Origin of the sequence: Kosakonia sp. MH5 (assembly GCF_009935945.1) — a bacterium.
In the GTDB taxonomy this organism is placed as follows: Bacteria; Pseudomonadota; Gammaproteobacteria; order Enterobacterales; family Enterobacteriaceae; genus Kosakonia; species Kosakonia radicincitans.
On sequence record NZ_QODH01000005.1, the window covers coordinates 25,920 to 44,756 of the forward strand.

Sequence of the window (18,837 nt, forward strand, 5' to 3'; positions counted from 1 at the left end):
GATTATCGTTCTCACAGGTTAGCGATGAACTCTGTGCGTAAAAACACTACAATGCGCTATGGACCATTGCGGATTACGCAAAGATGAAATCACTTAGCCAGATTAGCGCCCGTTCGATGCACCTGTTTCTTGCCATTGTGCGCGAAGGGAATTTGTCCGAAGTGGCGCGTAACGAAGGGCTTGCCGCCTCGTCGCTTTCCCGCGTTGTTCAGCAACTGGAACAGGCGCTGGAAACACAACTGTTGTACCGCAACACCCGCGCGGTGACGGCTACCGATGCCGGTCATATTTATGCCGAGGCTTTTCGCGTCATGCTCCAGCAGCTTGCCGATGCGCAAACGCAGGTGGGCGAACGGCGCAACGAACCCGGCGGCCGCATTCGCATTAACGCCCCAACCTCCTTCGGCCTGCGGCATATCGGGCCGCGCATCAGCGAACTGAGTGCGCGTTATCCGGCGCTGTACATCGAGCTGAACCTGAATGATGACTATATCGATCCCTTTGCCGATGGCACGGATCTGTTGCTGCGCATCGCCTCGCTGAAAGATTCAGAACTGCATGGCCGCTTGATCGCCAGCCAGCGCTGTCATCTGGTGGCAACGCCCGCCTATATTCGCCGTCACGGGCGACCGGAATCGCCGGAAGCACTGCAACATCACCAGTTACTGGCGTATCGCGGAAAAACGGGGTTGCAGCGCTGGCGCTTTCAGCAGGGCGATCGGCAGTATCAGTTTTTCCCGCAGGCAAAAATTGTTTCTGACAATGCCGAATTGTTACTCCAGGCGGCAAGAAATGACGCCGGAATCCTGCTTTATCCGGACTGGCAGATAGGCGAGATGCTGAATCGCGGTGAACTGGTCGATTTAATGGCGGAATTTTCGCCAACCTATTCCGCCGAAGCGCAATCGCTGTGGTTGCTCTATCCAGGCGGGAAATACCCGTCGCTCAATACCCGCGTGGTGATCGATTTCTTACTGGCGAGTTTCGGTTCACCGCCCTACTGGCGCTATCTGCCGTCATCTTCCAGGAATATTCCAGAAGGTTAATGACTCCATAAAATCTTCACTTTTTTGGCGTGAAATCAGCGCCACGCAATAGCGCGTGTAAGGACGTAATATGAAAAAGATTGCACTGATGTCTGCCATTCTGGCCGTGAGCTTCTCTTCAATGGTATTTGCTGACGATCGTCCGCCGGTACCACAGGATCAATACCCAACCGGCGAACACCATAAAGGTGATAAGAAGCCGTCGCGCGAAGCGCCGCCGCCGAAGCACAAGGGCGATAAAGCGCCGCGTCATGATGAAAAACATAACGACAAGCACAAAGACGAGCACGGTAAAAAACCGCCGCTGCCGGAAGATAACCGCTAAAAAAACGGGTGGCTTAGCCACCCGTTTTGCTATCTGTTTTTCGGTAACGTCTTCAGCAAATCATCCGGGCTGATGGACGCCACCACGCTGCCGGAGAGCGGCATCTTCAGGATGTGGTTTTTAATTTTCCCAATCACATGCATTTCGCACGGACGGCAATCAAATTTCAGCGTCAGCACTTCATCACCGTGCACCAGTTGCATCGGCGTAGCGCGCCAGCTTTTGATATTGCCTTTCGCCTGTTTCGGGCACAGGTTGAAGGCAAAACGCAGACAGTGCTTGGTGATCATCACCGGCACGTCGCCCCTCTCTTCGTGCGCTTCAAACGCGGCATCAATCAGCTGTACGCCGTAGCGATGGTAAAATTCACGCGCTTTATGGTTATAAACGTTGGCAAGGAATGAAAGATGCGTTTCCGGGTAGACCGGCGGCGGCGTGGCTACCGCTTTACGGCTGCCGCGCTGGTAGTTAGCCAGACGCGCCTCTTCCAGCATCTCCACCGCTTCACGGCGTAACTGGTTAAGCTGGCTGTTGGGCACAAACAGCGCGCCAGGCAGATTGACCTGAACCTCTTTGGCGTAGTAGCGAGTTTGCCCCAGCTTCATCAGGCCATCTTTCAGATTATCCAGCGCTTTTTGCGCGTTGTTGGCTTCGTCGAATTGCCCTTCCAGCGTATGCGTTACCGACACGCCATCTTCGCTGGTCAGCGTTAACACCAGTTGCTCCTGCCAGCCGCCCAGCTCAATATCCACCGCGATACGGCGCTCGCTGGAGGTTTTCAGCAACGCCTGCTGCCAGTTGTGATCGAGGTTGCGGTTCAGCGGATGATGCGGACGCAGGGTTTTCAGCACGTCCGGCATTTCGTTCGGGAACACGCGATAACGATTTTCGGCGGTTTTCTCCGCCACGTTGACGCGAAAACCGACCACTTCACGTTTCACCAGCACGTTCAGGCCATCACCGTTCGCCAGCGGCTCGGTGGCTTCGACATCGAGATGATCTTTGCCCACTTTCAACACTTCACCGACCGGCAGGCCGATAAATTTCGGTGAATCGAAGGCGCCAATATCGCCTTTGCGCGCATTAACAAAGTAGTCGGTGCTGCCACGATGGAACGTTTTGTCCGTCGAGGGAATAAAGAAGTGCTCGGTACGCCCGGCGGAAGCGCGCGCGAGGTCGCCACGATCTTCAATAATCGCATCGAGCATCTGGCGGTAATGCGCGGTGATGTTTTTCACGTAGCTCATGTCTTTGTAGCGCCCTTCAATCTTGAAAGAGCGCACGCCTGCGTCGATCAACGCCGCCAGGTTGGCGGTCTGATCATTATCTTTCATCGACAGCAGGTGTTTTTCATAGGCCACTACGCGTCCCTGATCGTCTTTCAGGGTGTACGGCAGACGACAGGCCTGCGAGCAGTCGCCACGGTTGGCACTGCGCCCGGTTTGTGCATGGGAAATATTGCACTGTCCTGAATACGCTACGCACAGCGCGCCGTGAATAAAGAACTCGATGGTGGAGTCCGTCGCGTTGTGAATGGCGCGGATCTGCTCAAGGTTGAGTTCACGCGCCAGAACGATCTGGCTGAAACCCACATCAGAAAGGAATTTGGCTTTTTCCACGCTGCGGATATCGCACTGGGTGCTGGCGTGCAGCTCAATCGGCGGAATATCCAGCTCAAGAATGCCCATATCCTGCACAATCAGCGCATCAACGCCCGCCTGGTAGAGTTCGCCTATCAGGCGCTGCGCCGGTTCCAGTTCGTCATCGTGAAGGATGGTGTTCAGAGTGATAAACACTTTCGCGCCGTAACGATGGGCGAACGGCACCAGTTCGGCGATATCCTGCAGGCTGTTACCGGCATTGTGGCGAGCGCCAAAACCCGGCCCGCCAATGTAGACGGCGTCCGCACCGTGCAGGATAGCCTCACGGGCAATGGCGGCATCGCGGGCCGGGCTTAACAGTTCAAGATGATGGGGTTGCAGGCGCATACAATCGTCGTTATCCATTATGTACAAAATGGCGGCTATTGTAGTCACAACCGGGGCGTTTCACCACCAGCCGCAGGGGGAATTTGCGCCAGGTGGTAATGCAATGTCGAAATTGCTATTTCCGCTGCGTTTCGCTTAACAGTAAGGTGGTGACTCGGACATTCCTCGTCACGTTGTTAACCCGTCATACTTCGGGTTGCAGATGCTGCTCCCCGAATTATTCAGGGTTGTCTGATTCGTTAATCGTCGTCGTTTTTGCCGCAGGCTTGCTTGCGGCTTTTTCTTTTGGGTAATGGATAAGCGAGTGGAAATGCGTTGTTTGCGCCGTACTGTTGCGGTAGGCATGCGCTTCATCCCCGGCAAAACGCAGGCCGCTGCCCGCCGCGATGGTTCGCCACTGCCCGTTAATGCACATATCCAGCACTCCGCTAATCACAATCACATGCTCGATAACTCCGGCTTCATGCGGCGTGGATTCGCTGATAGCGCCAGGCGCGAGATTAATCGAGAAGAGATCAAAATGCAGCTTCTCGTCCCACGGGAAAATCGGCGTGACCACCATCGCCTGCTGCTGCGGATCGTACGCCCGCGGCGTTTCCTCTTCCGGCGGCGCAATAAAAGTGGAGAAAGGAACATTCAGGCCGGTGGCGATTTTCCATAACGTCGACACGGTCGGACTGGATTCGTTGCGTTCTATCTGCCCGAGCATCGCTTTGGAAACGCCCGTCTCCTCTGCCAGGCGGGAAAGGCTCCAGCCGCGACCCTGACGCAGGCTTTTCAGCATAGTTGCCAGATAAACGGTGAGATCCATTATTCCTCCTGCTTACTTGTACGCTATAGCGCACGATGCTAAATTATCCGAATGCTATAACGCACAAGGAGCGCCAATGCGTCTTGCCACGTTTTCCACAACCTCTTCGCTGCCGTTTACCAGCATTCTGGCGGGCTTCATCGCCGTGCTGGTCGGCTACGCAAGCTCTGCCGCTATTATCTGGCAGGCGGCCTCTGCTGCTGGCGCGAGCCCGGCGCAAATCGCCGGATGGATGACTGCGCTTGGCTTCGGCATGGGCATCAGCACGCTGGCGCTGACACTCTGGTATCGCATGCCGGTACTCACTGCCTGGTCTACCCCCGGCGCGGCGCTGCTGGCGACCAGCCTGCAAGGCGCAACGCCCGGTGAAGCGGTCGGTATCTTTATCTTTGCCAACGCGCTCATTGTGCTGTGCGGCGTCACCGGGTTATTCGCCCGGCTGATGAAAATCATTCCACACACGCTGGCGGCCGCGATGCTGGCCGGTATTCTGCTGCGTTTTGGCTTGCAAGCCTTCACCAATATTGAGGGCCATTTTGCGTTGTGCGGCAGTATGCTACTGGCCTGGCTGGTCTGTAAAGCCCTCGCCCCACGCTATGCTATTGTTGCAACATTAATTATTGGTGCGCTGGTCGCCGTAATACATGGTGACGTTGTCACGGATCGACTGACACTTTCCATCGTTGCTCCGGTGTACACCGCGCCGGAGTTTCGCTGGACATCGCTTATCAGCATCGGCATTCCCTTTTTTCTGGTGACGATGGCGTCGCAAAATGCCCCCGGCTTCGCCACGATGCAGGCTTCCGGTTACACCATTGCGGTTTCACCGCTGATTATTTTTACCGGCGCGCTGGCGCTATTGTTCTCACCGTTTGGTGTCTATTCGATCTGTATTGCGGCGATTACGGCGGCCATTTGCCAAAGCCCGGATGCGCACCCGGACGCCAGTAAACGCTGGGTGGCAGCGGCGGCGGCTGGCCTGTTTTATCTGCTGGCGGGAATATTTGGCGGCTCGATCAGCGGGCTGCTGGCCGCCCTGCCGTTGAGCTGGATCCAGACGCTCGCCGGGCTGGCGCTTCTGGGCACGATCAGCGGTAGTCTGCATCAGGCGCTGGTTAAGGAAACGGATCGCGATGCGGCTATTGTCACCTTCCTGGTGACCGCCAGCGGCGTCACGCTACTGGGCATTGGTTCGGCATTCTGGGGGTTAGTGGCAGGCGGTGTCTGCTACGGCGCATTAACGCTGGCGCGCCGTGCGTAGCTGTGATGGTGTCAGCCCTTTTGCTGCTTTAAAGCGGTTGCTGAAGTGGCTGGCGGAACTAAAACCGCAGGCCAGGGCAATATCGGTCAGCGGAAGAGTGCTGTTGAGCAATAGATCGTTGGCCCTAACCATCCGGCGCTGCATCACAAACTGGTGCGGCGCAACGCCCATCGACTGGCGGAACATGCGGGCAAAGTGATATTCACTGAGCGCAACCTGCGCCGCCAGATCCGACAGCAACAACGGATGCGCCAGATGCGCTTCGATATAATCCAGCACATTACGCAGCGCCACCGGCGCCAGACCGCCGTTCACCACGGGCAATTGCCACTGCACATTGCTGTAGTGCTGCACCAGATGCGTCAGCAGCAGTGTTGAAGCGGTGCTCAGCGTAAGCTGGTTGGCGTTTTGCTGCCAGTCGCAATCCAGCAGAAACTGGCGATAAAGCGCGGTGATGCGCGCATCCTGCGAGAAGGTTTTCTCATCAAGGGTGAATGCGGCTGGGCTGCGATCCCAGACCCGCTCCCCAACGTCCCGCAGATGCTCATCAGTGCAGTAAAGGTGGACGAAGGTCAAATCATCGCGAATATCCCACACCGATTCGCTCTCTTTCGGCATCAGGCAAAAACGATCCGGCCCACCGCCGTTTTTCCAGCCATACGCAGTTTTGTGGTAACTCTCGTAGCCATCGGCCACGTACAGGCTCAGCGTATGGTGGTTGCAGTACTGCGTAATATTGTCGCGCTTGTTCGACCAGACGGCCAGTTGAATGCCAGAGTGAAGTGCCACCGAATTGTGCAAAACGGTGTTGTGTTTGCTCAGATTTTCAAAGGCTTCGTAGTGGTCAGGCATTCGCGGAATTTATCATTGATCAACCAGAACCCCAGTCTATGAATAGCTGAAGCCGGATTCCAGCGTTGTGTGAAGAAAAGCGCAAGAATATGCAAGTCCGGCGCAACCCCGTGCAATCGCCCCTGCCCGCGTTTTGCCACACTCAGGGTTCGTTTTTCGCATCGGAAATGACTATGAACGCATTGCTGTACGGTCTGGTGGTGGTTATTTGGGGAACTACGTGGATTGCGATTTTTCTGCAACAAGGCCCGGTGCCCGCGCCGGTGTCGATTTTCTGGCGTTTTGCGCTGGCAACGGCGGCAATCATGCTGGTGCTGCTGGTTCGCCGCAAACTGCGTGGTTTACCGCTGCGCGATCACCTGTTTTGTCTGCTGCAAGGCAGTTGTGTCTTCGGCTTTAACTTCTGGTGTTTTTATACCGCCGCCGCGTGGATTAACACCGGGCTGGAATCGGTGATCTTTTCGATGGCGGTGCTGTTTAACGCCGTTAACAGCTACCTGTTTTTCGGGCAAAAACCGCCAGCACGCTTCTTTATTGCTGCTGCGCTGGGGCTAATCGGTATTGTGACGCTGTTCTGGGAAGATCTGGTCACCAGCGGCTGGAGCAACTCGCTGCTGCTGGGTATTGGTCTGTCGGCGCTGGGGACTCTGGGCTTTTCGTTTGGCAATATGATAAGCCTGCGCCATCAGCGTAAAGGGCTGGAAACCCTGACCACCAATAGCTGGGCGATGCTGTACGGCACGCTGATCATGGGAGTAATTGGCTTGCTGCGCGGCGACGATTTTACGCCGCAGTGGACGACAAGCTACCTCGGCGCACTGGTCTATCTGGCGCTGTTCGGTTCGGTGATCGGCTTTGGTGCCTATTTTACGCTGGTTGGCCGCATTGGTCCGAGCAAAGCCGCGTACAGCACCTTGCTGTTTCCGCTGGTTGCGTTGAGTATTTCGACCTTTTATGAGGGTTACGTCTGGCATCTGAATGCGATTGCCGGTTTACTGCTGATCCTCACCGGCAACCTGGTGATGTTTGCCCGCCCGGAAAACTGGCTGGGCGGACGCGGATGGCGGCGTAAAGCTAACGTTTGCTGATGCCCCAGTTGGGCACAGGAAAATATCGACCGTACATCCGTCTAAAAAATTAACGGCGATACCCCAGGGATCTTAATGCGATCCCTGGGGGTTATCTGTGGTAGCAGACTGCTCGCTACGTACAGCGCGCCCCATCACGATCGCTTTTTCGCGCAGGCTGTTCAATAAAAAACTGGCTGAAAGGAAGTATCCCCCTTTGCAGCCAGTTGAACTCAGTCAGTCGAAAAATCGGTTTAATTTACAATACGTTCTGCTTATCTGACTGAGCTTATATCAAACATCGTGGCGTCGGTCGCCATATCGTCAATCACCTGTTTCAGGGAATCGACGGTGACCTGCGCCTTTTCATTGCTTACATCTTTGCCCTCTCCTTTGCGCACCACTTTCAGTACCGGCGCATTGGTTTGGGCATCAATCAGCTCACCTTCAAAGTAGAGATGCGTATTCATGGTGCGGTGGCCGGTTGCCATCTGCGTGCCCGCAACCACCATCGCCACCGGGATCACTTCGTAGAACTGCAACCCCTGTTTGCTGGCGTCAACGCCGGTGATAGCACCGCGGAAGATCAGGCTATGCTGACCCGGCGAAGTGACCAGTGGTTTACGCGCCGCCGCCGCGGCTTTCAATTTACTGTTGGTGTAATTGAGTACGCCATCCAGCACCTGTTGATTCACCTGGCTGGTGGGTTTGGCTACCGGATAATAGGTTACCGGGTGATAAACAATACTGTCATATTTTGCCGGGTCAAATCCCGGCCCCACCCAGCGCAGCACCGGTTTGCCGGTTGCTGAAGTGGTTTCCTGCAGGCCGGAATAATCTTTCAAAAAGCCGGAGTATTTTTCCGGCGCGGTCACTTTTGAGGCGCAGCCTGATAACGCCAGCAGACCGGTCAATACGGCAACGCTAACCAACGCATGATTACGCATAAGGAATTCCCTGTGAGTGCACGATTGCCATTAAGTTATAGCAAATGCATTTACAGTGCGGCGTGGCAAAAAATCGCGCGAGATCAAAAAATTGCCACCTGTCTTAACCAGGCGGCAAACGCTTATTTTTTCAGATCCACCTGCCAGAAAATATGTTTGCCAAACGGATCGATTTCATAGCCCTGTACCTCTTTGCGTACCGGCTCGAAAATCGTTGAATGGGCAATCATCACCGCAGGCATCTGGTCATGCATCATCTGCTGCGCCTGTTTGTAAAGCGCCACGCGTTTCTCATGATCGGTGGTGGCTTTCGCTTCGGCAATCAGGTTATCAAACGGTTTGTAGCACCATTTCGCTGAGTTGGAACCGCCATTGGCCGAGGTACAAGTAAACAGCGGGCCGAAGAAGTTATCCGGGTCGCCGGTAGCCGTCGTCCAGCCCATCAGCGCCGCCTGATGTTCGCCGCCCTTCACGCGTTTCAAATATTCGCCCCACTCATAAGTGACGATTTTCGCCTGCACGCCCACTTTCGCCCAGTCCGCCTGAATCATCTCCGCCATACGTTTGGCGTTCGGGTTATAGGGACGCTGAACCGGCATCGCCCACAAATCGATGGTGGTGCCCGCCGGTAGTCCGGCCTCTTTCAGCAGCGCTTTCGCTTTCTCCGGGTCATAATCGTAATCTTTCAGTTCGCTGTCGGCGCTCCACACGCCCGGCGGCAGCAGGTTTTTCGCTGCGGTGCCGGTGCCCTGGAATACCGCCTGAATGATGGCCGGTTTATTGATGGCCATCGCCAGCGCCTGGCGCACTTTGACATTATCCAGCGGCGCTTTTTGCGTGTTAAAGGCGAGGAAACCGGTATTCAGCCCGGCTTTGCTCAACAGGGTGATATCTTTGTTCTCTTTCAGGCGCGGCAGATCCGCCGGATTGGGGAACGGCATCACCTGACACTCGTTTTTCTCCAGTTTCGCCACACGTACAGAGGCATCCGGGGTGATACTGAACACCAGGCGGTCGATTTTCGCTTTGCCCTGCCAGTAGTTATCAAACGCGGTGAACAGAATGCGCGAATCTTTCTGGTACTGCGCCAGACGGTACGGACCGGTGCCGATCGGGTCCATATCCACCCGCTCCGGAGTGCCAGCTTTCAACATCGCATCGGCATATTCGGCGGAAAGAATCGAGGCAAAATACCAGCCCAGATCGGCGACAAACGGAGCTTCCGGGCGCGCCAGCGTAAAGCGCACGGTATGGTCGTCGAGTTTATCGATAGCGGTGATCAGCGAACCAAATTCCAGGCTTTCAAAGTTGGAATAGGTGCCGTTAGAGACGTTGTGGTACGGATTATTGACATCTTTTTGCCGCATAAACGAGAAGATCACATCGTCGGCATTAAAATCGCGCGTCGGCGTGAAGTATTTATTGCTCTGGAACTTGACCCCTTTGCGCAGATGGAAGGTATAAACCTTACCGTCTTCGCTCACGTCCCAGCTTTCCGCAAGGCTCGGCTGCAACTCGGTGGTGCCGACTTTAAAATCCACCAGCCGGTTGTAAACCGGTACGGCGCTGGCATCCACGCTGGTGCCGGAGGTGTAAAGTTGCGGGTTGAAGTTCTCTGGCGATCCCTCTGAACAATAGACCAGGGTCTTAGCGGCGACAGAAGAACTGACTACAAGCGAAGCCAATGCCAGAGCAAGTGTTGTCGGTTTGCTAATCATAGTTTTTCCTGTTGTTTTCTTTTAAATGCTTGTTGTTTGCCCTTTCATAAATAACATTAAAGTGAATTTGCAAACACCTGATAATTCAAATAAAGAAGGAATCACTATGCCGTCGTCTCTCGCCAGTCAATTAACTCATCGCTTCTTTCGTTACCTCTCTATCACCAGCCAGAGCGATGCCACTGCGACAACACTGCCAACCACCGTCGGGCAGTTTGATATGGCGCGCGAGCTGGCGAATGAGCTGAAAACACTGGGGCTGGATGAGATCGCGATTGATGATCATGCGACAGTGACCGCCGTGAAAAAAGGCAATGTTCCGGGCGCGCCGCGTATCGGTTTTATTACTCATATTGATACCGTTGATGTCGGTTTGTCGCCACATATTCATCCGCAAATCCTGCGTTTTGAAGGTGAAGATCTCTGCCTGAATGCCCGCAAAGATATCTGGTTGCGCGTGGCGGAGCACCCGGAAATTCTGGCTTATCCCGATGAAGAGATTATTTTCAGCGACGGCACCAGCGTGCTCGGCGCGGATAACAAAGCGGCGGTCACCGTCGTTATGACGCTGCTGGAAAACCTTACCGCCGAACATCGCCACGGCGATATTGTGGTGGCCTTTGTGCCGGATGAAGAAGTCGGGCTGCGCGGGGCGAAAGCGCTGGATTTAAAACGCTTTGACGTTGATTTTGCCTGGACCATTGACTGCTGCGAGCTGGGCGAGATCGTCTATGAGAACTTTAACGCCGCCAGCGCGCAGATCCGCTTTACCGGGGTGACCGCGCACCCAATGTCGGCGAAAGGTGTACTGGTTAACCCGCTGCTGATGGCGATGGATTACATTAGCCATTTTGACCGCCAACAAACGCCGGAACACACCGCTGGCCGCGAAGGTTATATCTGGTTTAACGGCATCAATGCAGTGCAGGGACATGCCGATCTGAGCGCCAGCATTCGTGATTTCGACAGTGAAAGTTTTGCCCGCCGTAAACAGCAGATCGCCGACGTTGCCGCCAAAATCGCCGCGCAATACCCCACCGCCAAAGTGGAATACAGCATCAGCGATACTTACAGCAATATCAGTAATGCTATCGGCGAAGATCGCCGGGCGATCGATTTGATGTTTGAAGCGATGGAATCGCTGGGCATTACGCCGAAACCGACGCCAATGCGCGGCGGCACCGATGGCGCAGCGCTGTCGGCCAAAGGTTTGCTGACGCCGAACTTCTTTACCGGTGCGCACAACTTCCACTCGCGCTTCGAATTTCTGCCGCTAAAAGCGTTTGAAGCCTCGTATAACGTGGCATTGCAGCTTTGCCTGCTGGCAGCGCGTTAATGCTTTTCGCACATTAAAGGCCGGTTCCAGCGCCCTCATATGGCGAACAGCGAGCAGAAAACGCGGGCAGAGATTGCCCGCGAGCAGGACGGGATCAGGCAGGTTTGCGCGCCAGTATGGTGGCGAAACGCAGTTTGATGCGGTTACCGTTGGCATCGGTGCGGTGTAGTTCACCGACATCTTCGTTGTATTTCAGCAGTTCCCAACCGGCGTAGTATTCACGCAGTTCACCCTCTTTAAAGGCAAACGGGAAACCGACCGTGCATGGGAAATCCGCCGTATCCATCGCTGCCACAATCAGGTTATAACCGCCCGCTTTGGTGCAGCGCTGCATATTATTAATAAGCCCAGGAATGGTTTGCGCTTCGAGGAACATCAGCACCACGGTAGAGAGAATAAAATCGTATTCACCGTCGAATTGCAGGGTGTTTAAATCCGCCGCATCAATGTGCAGGTTTTCCAGCCCTTCAGCATCGCGAATCGCTTTCAGGTTATTGAGACTGTTCGGGTTTTTATCCCAGGCGGTAACCTCAAAACCCTGGCTTGCCAGCCACAGGCTGTTGCGGCCATTGCCGCAGCCGAGATCCAGCGCCTTCCCCGGCTGGATGTATTTCAGGGCGTTCAGCACTTCGGAGTGCGTCGCGGTCAGCGCATATTTTTCCGTAAAGTAGTTTTCAGGGCGGTTCGTCATGGTCAAGTCAGTACCTTTAATGTGCATTTGGCATGCATTTTATGAATTTCATCCGCCGATAGCCAGTGGCAGAAAGTTTGCTACGTTTAACTCAGGCTGACGGGAGATACGTAGCATGAATAAATATCGTCTCAGTGATGAGTCGCGCACGTTTAGTTATCGGATTGGCGGCGAGAAAAAAACGGTCGCGCTGCGCCAGATTATCGCGCTGCGTGATTTTAATGACGTCAAAACGGGCAGTCATGGCGGCTGGGTTGATGAGGACAATGTCGTCGATCAGCAAGGAAATTGCTGGATTTATGATGAAAACAGCATGGTTTTTCTCGGTAGCCGCATCAGTGACAACGCGCGGATCACGCAGCCCTGCGTTATCTGCCATAACGTGGTGATCAAAGATAACGCCTGGGTGGATAGCAGTGAAATCAGCCACGGCGCCGAATTAAGTGACAACGTCACCGTTCAGTTTTCGACAGTGCGCGGTGAGTGCCGTTTACGCGGTGATGCGCGTATTCTGCACGGTTGCAATATTTTTGCCGCCAAAGGGTTAACGCCGGAACGCGAGCAGATCCTGCAAATTTACGACCGGGCCACCGTTACCCACTCGCGCGTGGTGCATCAGGCGCAGATCTATGGCGACGCTATCGTGAATTACGCTTTTATTGAACATCGGGCGGAAATTTTCGATTTTGCCCTGCTTGAAGGGAATGAACTGAACGACGTCTGGGTGTGCGACTGCGCCAAAGTTTACGGTCATGCCAGAGTGATCGCGGGTGCCGGAGACGATGACATCCCGACGTTGCGTTACAGTTCGCAGGTGGCAGAAAACGCCGTGGTGGAAGGTAATTGCGTGCTCAAACACCATGTACTGGTGGGCGGCAATGCGCGGCTGAGCGGCGGCCCGCTGCAACTCGACGAAAAAATTGTCGTTCAGGGCAATGCGCGCATTCACGGAAATGTGCTGATCGAGCATCAGGTGACGCTGAGCGACGATGCAGTTGTCGAAGCGCTGGAGGGCGAAAATATTCTGCTGCGTGGCCCCAAAGTTATCAACAACGATCAACGTATTACCCGCACGCCGCTGGCTGGTGCAATATAAATATTCCCCCGCGATTATTCCCGCTGGAAAGATAATTTCCCGGCGGGAAAAGAATTATCCATGAAGTATGATGAAAGTTCCCCCGAGAAATAAACATTGATCTGCATCTAATGAACCCGCCGTTTATTTTGCTGAAATCCGTCGCGGAAAAACGATGACATTTCGCATTGCCTTTATTTATTTTTATTTTTTAAAAACCGTTGGCATTTCAAAATCATGGAGTGATTCGAATGAATCTTTTTAAGGGAAATTTTGCGTTATCGCTTATTGCTACTGGAATTATTATTTCCTGTAATGCATTTGCTTATCCGCAATATGACATCAGTAAAGCCTATCTGGGCGGTGAAAAAGTTACCGATAATAAAATAGATTATGAAGCACAATGGTATGCCAACCCGGGTGAGAAACCGAACCCGTCCGTGCAGAATACCTGGGAAAACGTCTGGAAAAAAATTGGCGAATCCACTGGCACCGATCCAGAGCCAGAACCACAGCCTGAACCTGAGCCGGATCCAGAACCGCAGCCGGATCCGACGCCGTCTGAATACCCTCCTTTCCAGGCCGGCCACGCTTATCACCAGGGCGATATCGTCAATAACGCAGGTAAAGATTATGTCTGTAATGTCGCCAACTGGTGCAGCAGCAGCTCGGAAGTTTACATGCCGGGTACGGGCTGGGCGTGGGAAAGCGCCTGGTCTCTGCTGAACGGTACGCCGGAAGCGGGCTTAGAAGTCACGCAGGCCGATCTGGACGCGAAGGAAGCACAACTGACTGATTTCCCGCAATTGGTAGCGGTAAAAGATGCGCTGCAGACGCTGGACAACGCGCTGGTTGAAAAAATTCAGCCGGGTGCCGCCACAAACCCGGCGAACGTAAAACGCGTGGAGCAGTTGATCACCGCTGAAAAATGGGAGCTTTTCTTCCCGCATCGCGACCCGGCTTATACCTACGACAACTTCCTGAAAGCGGTGGGTAAATTCCCGATTCTTTGCGCCGATCATACCGATGGCAAAGATGCGGATGCCATCTGTAAAAAAACGCTGGCGACCATGTTCGCTCACTTCGTACAGGAAACCGGTGAGCACGCGGCGCAAAGCGATGTGGCGCAGTGGCAGCAGGGTCTGCACTGGGTGCGTGAAATGGGTATGTCCGAAAGCGCTTACGATCAGTACACCGGCGCAACCTGCGATCCGACAACCTGGCAGGGCAAAGCCTGGCCTTGTGCGAAGGACGCCAACGGCAACAAGCTGAGCTACTTTGGCCGTGGCGCCAAACAGTTGAGCTACAACTTCAACTATGGTCAGTTCTCCCAGGCAATGTTCGGCGACGTCAATGTTCTGCTGAAACAGCCGCAGCTGGTGGCCGATACCTGGCTGAACCTGGCGAGCGCCATTTTCTTCTACGTTCAACCACAGCCGCCAAAACCGAGCATGCAGGCGGTTATCGATGGTAGCTGGCAGCCGAACGATGCCGATAAAGCCAACGGTCTGGTACCGGGTTTCGGCGTGACAACGCAGATCATCAACGGCGGCGTTGAATGCGGCGGCAGCACCGAGATTGCACAGTCGTTAAACCGCATCAGCTACTACCAGGAATTCGCCAAACAGCTGGGTGTACCGGTACCGGCAAATGAAGTGCTGGGCTGTAAAGGTATGAAACAGTTCACTGAAACTGGCTCTGCGGCGCTGAACCTGTTCTGGGTGAAAGATGACAGCTATGTCGCCAGCAACCCAGGCGGTAAATCCTACGTCTGTAAACTGGTTAACTGGCAGGAAAATGACTTCAGCGCGTTGGTCAAAGGCGACTACACCCGCTGTGTTAAAGCCAGCTTCCCGGATATCGTGATCAAATAATCCTCTCTGTGCCAGGCGCTGAATCTGCCTGGCACCGCTGCAAGATCCGTACAACGGCGGCGCAACTCCCCCTAATCAGGCAGCCGCAGCAGGCAACATTGATGGCAACCCTCTGGCCTTCGTACCGCGCACCATGCCGCTGGCAGACGATATCAATAAAGTGATGCGGCTTCTTGAGCAGCAGGCGCATCCGGACGGCAAGATCCTGCTTGAGCGCGATAAACCCCAGCGTCGGGCAGAAAGAGAGGGAACTTTTGCGCAGATTTTTCAGGCCATGAACCCGGACACTTAACCCCTTTCCGGCAATTTTTCGCTGACTGAACTTTTTTTTTCACCAGGCGGGAATAAACGACCCGCCTGTTCGTCTTATCTGCTCATTGTTAGCAGGATGAGCGAAAAATGACCCAAACTCCCTTTACTCCACGCCAGTTAATCACGCGCCTTGCCGTCATTGCACTGGTTCCGTTGCTATTGATCGTACTCTTTTTGTGGGGTGGCGGCTGGCTGTCGCCTCAGCGGCTAACCTCCGACAAGCTGGTCGGCGTATTGCAACAAGCCGGTGGCGAACATCCGGGGTTTCGCCGCAATCATGCCAAAGGCATTTGTGTGATCGGGCGTTTTATCTCTAATGGCAACGCCAGCGCACTTTCACGGGCGTCGGTATTTGCGCCGGGAGAAACACCGGTAACCGGGCGTTTTGCTATTGCTGGCGGAAATCCCTCCGCGCCGGATTACGCCGTGCCGGTTCGTAGCCTGGCGCTTGCTTTTCAACTGACAAACGGTGAACAGTGGCGCACCGGAATGAATGCCATGCCTTTTTTCCCGGTTTCGACGGTAGAACAGTTTTATGAGCTACAAGTCGCTTCGCTGCCGGATCCGGCAACCGGTAAACCGAACCCGGAAAAATTCAAAGCATTTGTACAGAAAAACCCCGAGATTATGCCGTTTCTGGCGTGGGCAAAACAGAACGTCCCCTCCTCAAGCTGGGCAAGCGATCGCTTTAACAGCCTGAATGCCTTCCGCTTTATCGACAAATCCGGCGCGTCGCATCTGGTGCGCTGGAGCGTGGTGCCGCACACCGCTTATCAGCCGATCGGCGCCGCGCAGAAAAACGATAACGATTTCCTGCAAAAGGATATCCAGCAGCGGCTGGCGCAAGGGCCATTACAGTGGGATCTGCTGATCACCGTGGCCGGGAAAGGCGATGATGGCAGCCGCGCATCGCAAGTCTGGCCCGCCGATCGCCAGACCATCAATGCCGGGACACTGGAGCTAAGCCAGGCCATTGCCCAGCAACAAGGCCCGTGCAATGACATCAATTATGATCCGCTGATCCTGCCCGATGGCATCGCCGCCTCTGACGATCCGTTACTGAATGCGCGTTCGGCGGCCTACGCCAAATCGTACAACGCGCGTACCCGTGAACAAGCCGCACAGACAGGAGCTCACTGATGAAACAGGTTGCTTATTTCCACCCGGCGCTGCGCGTCCTGCACTGGCTGATGGCGGCGGCGATCATCGCCATGCTGTTTATTGGCGTGCTGATGGTCTCGACCATTTCGTCACTGCACAGTTTGCTGGTGTCGATTCATAAACCGCTGGGTATGATGATTCTTGTCCTGGTGGTCGTGCGTTTGTGGCTGCGGTTTTATACTGCCACGCCAGCGTTACCGGCTTCACTGCCCGCCTGGCAGCGCGCGATGGCGCACCTCTCTCACTGGGCGCTCTATGCGATGATGCTGGCGCAACCGCTGATCGGCTGGGCAATGCTGTCAGCGGCAGGCTACCCTGTATCATTAGGTTCAGGCTTCGTTTTACCGCCCATTCTGCCGGTAAATAATGACTGGTATGCGATCCTGCGCCCGCTACATTCTTTGGTCGCGTTGGCGCTATTTGTTACGGTGATGCTGCATCTGGCCGCCGCCTTATTACACGCGTTAATACTGCGTGACGGGGTATTTGAAAGTATGTCCGGAACCCGCAAGCGATAAAGGCTATTTATGCAACTGACCGATGAAGAAATTCGTCAGGTGATGCCACATTTGCAACGTTTTGCCCTGTGGCTGACCCGCAACCCGCACAGCGCGGAGGATCTGGTGCAAAGCTGCCTGACGAAAGCATTGACGCGCAGGCTGGATAACACCGGGACGGAAAGCCTGCGCGCATGGCTGTTTGCTATTCTCTACCGGCAATTTATTGACGGCGAGCGGCGACGCAAACGCTATATGAAGCTGCTCAGTTTTTTTACCGGCGAGGAAGCACTTAGCGACTCGTCGGAGTCGCTGGCGATTGCCGACGATACGCTGGCGCTGTTTGCCACGTTGCCCACCGAGTATCGCGTCATTTTGCTGCTGGTGAGCGTTGAGGGGCTGAGCTATAAAGAGGTGGCCGCCACGCTGGATATCCCGACCGGCACCGTAATGTCCCGCCTTTCGCGGGCGCGCAAAATGTTGCATGAGAAATTAGAAGGTAAGGTAACACCGTTACCGCTGAGGAGACTGAAATGACGCTGCCACCTGATGAACACGATCTGCATGCCTGGATGGATGGCGAAACCGATGACGCGACCTCAAAGCGGATTGAACACTATCTGGCGCAAAACCCGGTGGCCGCTGCACAAGTCGCGGGATGGCGGCGCGACGCGCAGCAGTTGCGCCAGGCGATGCAACAGCAACACGTACAACTGGAAAGCCCCGAACCGCACTATTTTCGTCGCCAGGTGCGGCAGCAACGCCAGTGGAAACTGGCGACGGCATTCGCGCTGGTGCTGGCACTGAGCGTCGGCGGTTTCACCGGCTGGCAGATGAAAGAGTCGCAAATGTTGATGACGCATCAGCCGATGGAAGATGCGGTACAAGCTTATAAGCTGTTTGACAATACCTCCGTCACACCAATGGATGTGGTTGCCACGCAGCAAACGGAGCTAACCCGCTGGGTGTCGCGCTATTTCATTAACGGCCATCAGCCGCCGAACCTGGAGCAGTACGGCTTTACGCTGGTTGGTGGACGATTGATTGCCACCGCGCAAGGGCCAGCCGCGCTGATTATGTATCAGGGGCCGAGCGGCACGCGGGTTGGCTGGTACATTCGTCCGCTCAGCCCGGTGAAATTACCGCACGGTGAACGTCAGGCAGACGATGTCATGGCGCAATACTGGAGCGATGAACACTATAACTACGCGCTGGTGACACCGATGAATTCCGCCGCCGTCAACGGACTGCGTAAAGCGGTTTCGCAGGCGACCAGCTAGCGAGGTGAAGTAGCAAGAGAGCGGCGCAACACGCGCCGCTATTTACGCGCTACAATTTTTGCCCAGATGTTCTGGTCGTCATAGTGGCCGTTGAGAAACTCCGCCTGTTTCAGACAGCCTTCCAGTGTAAAACCATTCCGTTTCGCCACCTGATTACTGGCGTGATTCGCCACCCGGCATTTGATAACAAAGCGCCGCACATCGCCCCGGCGAGCATAAAACGCCATCAGTGCCTGCAGCGCCTGCGACAAAATCCCCTGCCCCTGAACTGCTTTATCCAGCCAGTAACCGATATAGGCCGTCTTGTTGAGCGGTTCGATGGCGTTAAATGCCAGCACGCCAGTGACAACTTCATCAACGACGATCATAAACATCTTCGCGTAGCCACGCTGATGCAGCAGCATATTGCTCTGTAGTGTTTTACGGGTATCTTCCACCGTGCGCACATACTGCGGCCAGTCGAGGAACTGCTGCAAATCGTCGCGATTTTTCACGATCAACTGGTGTAATTGATGCACAAATCGCTCATCAGCGGCCTGCAGCGTAATACGGTCGTTAACGGGAATGGTGGTATCTGAGTGGTGTTCCGTTGCCAT

At 54.7% G+C, this 18,837-nt stretch carries 19 protein-coding genes; 12 read left to right on the top strand and 7 right to left on the bottom strand.

Annotated elements, in window-relative coordinates; all coding sequences use genetic code 11:
- The first annotated feature begins 83 nt into the window (after positions 1–83).
- Positions 84–1,046 (top strand): LysR family transcriptional regulator, encoded by a 963-nt coding sequence (locus DK872_RS14625; RefSeq protein ID WP_090396793.1) that lies wholly within the window; start codon positions 84–86, stop codon positions 1,044–1,046.
- A 70-nt stretch (positions 1,047–1,116) separates the two neighbouring features.
- A complete protein-coding gene (locus tag DK872_RS14630) occupies positions 1,117–1,371 on the top strand; it encodes a hypothetical protein (RefSeq protein WP_007372039.1) in 255 nt (84 codons plus the stop codon).
- Positions 1,372–1,400: 29 nt separating this feature from the next.
- On the opposite strand, the gene DK872_RS14635 is transcribed toward DK872_RS14630, so the two are convergent.
- Positions 1,401–3,359 carry a U32 family peptidase gene (locus DK872_RS14635; RefSeq protein ID WP_161518482.1) on the bottom strand — a complete coding sequence of 653 codons (1,959 nt, stop codon included), beginning with the start codon at positions 3,357–3,359 and terminating at the stop codon, positions 1,401–1,403.
- A gap of 217 nt (positions 3,360–3,576) precedes the next feature.
- Positions 3,577–4,170 (bottom strand): helix-turn-helix domain-containing protein, encoded by a 594-nt coding sequence (locus DK872_RS14640; RefSeq protein ID WP_035885606.1) that lies wholly within the window; start codon positions 4,168–4,170, stop codon positions 3,577–3,579.
- Between the two features lie 76 nt (positions 4,171–4,246).
- On the opposite strand from DK872_RS14640, the gene DK872_RS14645 reads away from it, so the two are divergent.
- The gene (locus DK872_RS14645; RefSeq protein ID WP_035885605.1) at positions 4,247–5,431 is read left to right on the top strand and encodes a benzoate/H(+) symporter BenE family transporter; all 1,185 of its coding nucleotides are present in this window, start codon (positions 4,247–4,249) and stop codon (positions 5,429–5,431) included.
- Here DK872_RS14645 and DK872_RS14650 read toward each other — a convergent pair.
- Positions 5,408–6,283 carry a helix-turn-helix domain-containing protein gene (locus DK872_RS14650; RefSeq protein ID WP_072438905.1) on the bottom strand — a complete coding sequence of 292 codons (876 nt, stop codon included), beginning with the start codon at positions 6,281–6,283 and terminating at the stop codon, positions 5,408–5,410. The two genes, DK872_RS14645 and DK872_RS14650, sit on opposite strands and share 24 nt — an antisense overlap.
- Before the next feature lie 173 nt (positions 6,284–6,456).
- Here DK872_RS14650 and DK872_RS14655 point away from each other — a divergent pair, with 173 nt between their 5' ends.
- Positions 6,457–7,371 carry a DMT family transporter gene (locus DK872_RS14655; RefSeq protein WP_035885601.1) on the top strand — a complete coding sequence of 305 codons (915 nt, stop codon included), beginning with the start codon at positions 6,457–6,459 and terminating at the stop codon, positions 7,369–7,371.
- Positions 7,372–7,625: 254 nt separating this feature from the next.
- On the opposite strand, the gene DK872_RS14660 is transcribed toward DK872_RS14655, so the two are convergent.
- Positions 7,626–8,297 (bottom strand): DUF3313 domain-containing protein, encoded by a 672-nt coding sequence (locus DK872_RS14660; protein WP_149288757.1) that lies wholly within the window; start codon positions 8,295–8,297, stop codon positions 7,626–7,628.
- A gap of 122 nt (positions 8,298–8,419) precedes the next feature.
- The gene (locus tag DK872_RS14665; RefSeq protein ID WP_007372030.1) at positions 8,420–10,015 is read right to left on the bottom strand and encodes an ABC transporter substrate-binding protein; all 1,596 of its coding nucleotides are present in this window, start codon (positions 10,013–10,015) and stop codon (positions 8,420–8,422) included.
- A 106-nt stretch (positions 10,016–10,121) separates the two neighbouring features.
- Here DK872_RS14665 and pepT point away from each other — a divergent pair, with 106 nt between their 5' ends.
- Positions 10,122–11,351: a peptidase T gene (pepT, locus tag DK872_RS14670; protein ID WP_161518483.1), complete on the top strand. Its 1,230-nt coding sequence runs from the start codon at positions 10,122–10,124 to the stop codon at positions 11,349–11,351.
- 94 nt (positions 11,352–11,445) lie between these two features.
- On the opposite strand, the gene tehB is transcribed toward pepT, so the two are convergent.
- Entirely contained in the window at positions 11,446–12,042 is a 597-nt protein-coding gene (gene tehB / locus DK872_RS14675) for a tellurite resistance methyltransferase TehB (RefSeq protein ID WP_007372028.1), read from the bottom strand.
- A gap of 115 nt (positions 12,043–12,157) precedes the next feature.
- Here tehB and ydcK point away from each other — a divergent pair, with 115 nt between their 5' ends.
- The 7 genes from ydcK to DK872_RS14710 all read left to right on the top strand — a co-directional run bounded on the left by ydcK (position 12,158) and on the right by DK872_RS14710 (position 18,241).
- Positions 12,158–13,138 (top strand): YdcK family protein, encoded by a 981-nt coding sequence (gene ydcK / locus DK872_RS14680; RefSeq protein WP_071920853.1) that lies wholly within the window; start codon positions 12,158–12,160, stop codon positions 13,136–13,138.
- 230 nt (positions 13,139–13,368) lie between these two features.
- On the top strand, positions 13,369–14,991 hold the full coding sequence (locus DK872_RS14685) for a glycoside hydrolase family 19 protein (protein WP_161518484.1): 1,623 nt from the start codon (positions 13,369–13,371) through the stop codon (positions 14,989–14,991).
- Between the two features lie 133 nt (positions 14,992–15,124).
- Entirely contained in the window at positions 15,125–15,283 is a 159-nt protein-coding gene (locus tag DK872_RS14690) for a hypothetical protein (RefSeq protein WP_156897418.1), read from the top strand.
- Positions 15,284–15,390: 107 nt separating this feature from the next.
- Positions 15,391–16,443, top strand: a complete 1,053-nt coding sequence (locus DK872_RS14695) for a catalase family peroxidase (protein WP_090396781.1) — start codon at positions 15,391–15,393, stop codon at positions 16,441–16,443.
- A complete protein-coding gene (locus DK872_RS14700; RefSeq protein ID WP_007372023.1) occupies positions 16,443–16,982 on the top strand; it encodes a cytochrome b in 540 nt (179 codons plus the stop codon). Before DK872_RS14695 ends, DK872_RS14700 begins: the two co-directional genes overlap by 1 nt.
- Before the next feature lie 9 nt (positions 16,983–16,991).
- The gene (locus DK872_RS14705; RefSeq protein WP_071920856.1) at positions 16,992–17,498 is read left to right on the top strand and encodes an RNA polymerase sigma factor; all 507 of its coding nucleotides are present in this window, start codon (positions 16,992–16,994) and stop codon (positions 17,496–17,498) included.
- The gene (locus DK872_RS14710; RefSeq protein ID WP_007372021.1) at positions 17,495–18,241 is read left to right on the top strand and encodes an anti-sigma factor; all 747 of its coding nucleotides are present in this window, start codon (positions 17,495–17,497) and stop codon (positions 18,239–18,241) included. The genes DK872_RS14705 and DK872_RS14710 overlap by 4 nt, the downstream gene beginning before the upstream one ends.
- A 38-nt stretch (positions 18,242–18,279) precedes the next feature.
- On the opposite strand, the gene rimL is transcribed toward DK872_RS14710, so the two are convergent.
- Entirely contained in the window at positions 18,280–18,837 is a 558-nt protein-coding gene (rimL, locus tag DK872_RS14715) for a 50S ribosomal protein L7/L12-serine acetyltransferase (RefSeq protein WP_007372020.1), read from the bottom strand.

Bases quoted from the DNA above. Each gene is read 5' to 3' on its own strand.
- DK872_RS14635 (WP_161518482.1), bottom strand. From the start codon at position 3,359: ATGCGCCTGCAACCCCATCATCTTGAACTGTTAAGCCCGGCCCGCGAT.
- pepT (WP_161518483.1), top strand. From the start codon at position 10,122: ATGCCGTCGTCTCTCGCCAGTCAATTAACTCATCGCTTCTTTCGTTAC.
- ydcK (WP_071920853.1), top strand. From the start codon at position 12,158: ATGAATAAATATCGTCTCAGTGATGAGTCGCGCACGTTTAGTTATCGG.
- DK872_RS14685 (WP_161518484.1), top strand. From the start codon at position 13,369: ATGAATCTTTTTAAGGGAAATTTTGCGTTATCGCTTATTGCTACTGGA.
- DK872_RS14690 (WP_156897418.1), top strand. From the start codon at position 15,125: ATGCCGCTGGCAGACGATATCAATAAAGTGATGCGGCTTCTTGAGCAG.
- DK872_RS14630 (WP_007372039.1), top strand. From the start codon at position 1,117: ATGAAAAAGATTGCACTGATGTCTGCCATTCTGGCCGTGAGCTTCTCT.
- DK872_RS14640 (WP_035885606.1), bottom strand. From the start codon at position 4,170: ATGGATCTCACCGTTTATCTGGCAACTATGCTGAAAAGCCTGCGTCAG.
- DK872_RS14705 (WP_071920856.1), top strand. From the start codon at position 16,992: ATGCAACTGACCGATGAAGAAATTCGTCAGGTGATGCCACATTTGCAA.
- DK872_RS14645 (WP_035885605.1), top strand. From the start codon at position 4,247: ATGCGTCTTGCCACGTTTTCCACAACCTCTTCGCTGCCGTTTACCAGC.
- DK872_RS14700 (WP_007372023.1), top strand. From the start codon at position 16,443: ATGAAACAGGTTGCTTATTTCCACCCGGCGCTGCGCGTCCTGCACTGG.
- DK872_RS14665 (WP_007372030.1), bottom strand. From the start codon at position 10,015: ATGATTAGCAAACCGACAACACTTGCTCTGGCATTGGCTTCGCTTGTA.
- tehB (WP_007372028.1), bottom strand. From the start codon at position 12,042: ATGACGAACCGCCCTGAAAACTACTTTACGGAAAAATATGCGCTGACC.
- DK872_RS14660 (WP_149288757.1), bottom strand. From the start codon at position 8,297: ATGCGTAATCATGCGTTGGTTAGCGTTGCCGTATTGACCGGTCTGCTG.
- DK872_RS14625 (WP_090396793.1), top strand. From the start codon at position 84: ATGAAATCACTTAGCCAGATTAGCGCCCGTTCGATGCACCTGTTTCTT.
- DK872_RS14710 (WP_007372021.1), top strand. From the start codon at position 17,495: ATGACGCTGCCACCTGATGAACACGATCTGCATGCCTGGATGGATGGC.
- rimL (WP_007372020.1), bottom strand. From the start codon at position 18,837: ATGGCAACGGAACACCACTCAGATACCACCATTCCCGTTAACGACCGT.
- DK872_RS14655 (WP_035885601.1), top strand. From the start codon at position 6,457: ATGAACGCATTGCTGTACGGTCTGGTGGTGGTTATTTGGGGAACTACG.
- DK872_RS14695 (WP_090396781.1), top strand. From the start codon at position 15,391: ATGACCCAAACTCCCTTTACTCCACGCCAGTTAATCACGCGCCTTGCC.
- DK872_RS14650 (WP_072438905.1), bottom strand. From the start codon at position 6,283: ATGCCTGACCACTACGAAGCCTTTGAAAATCTGAGCAAACACAACACC.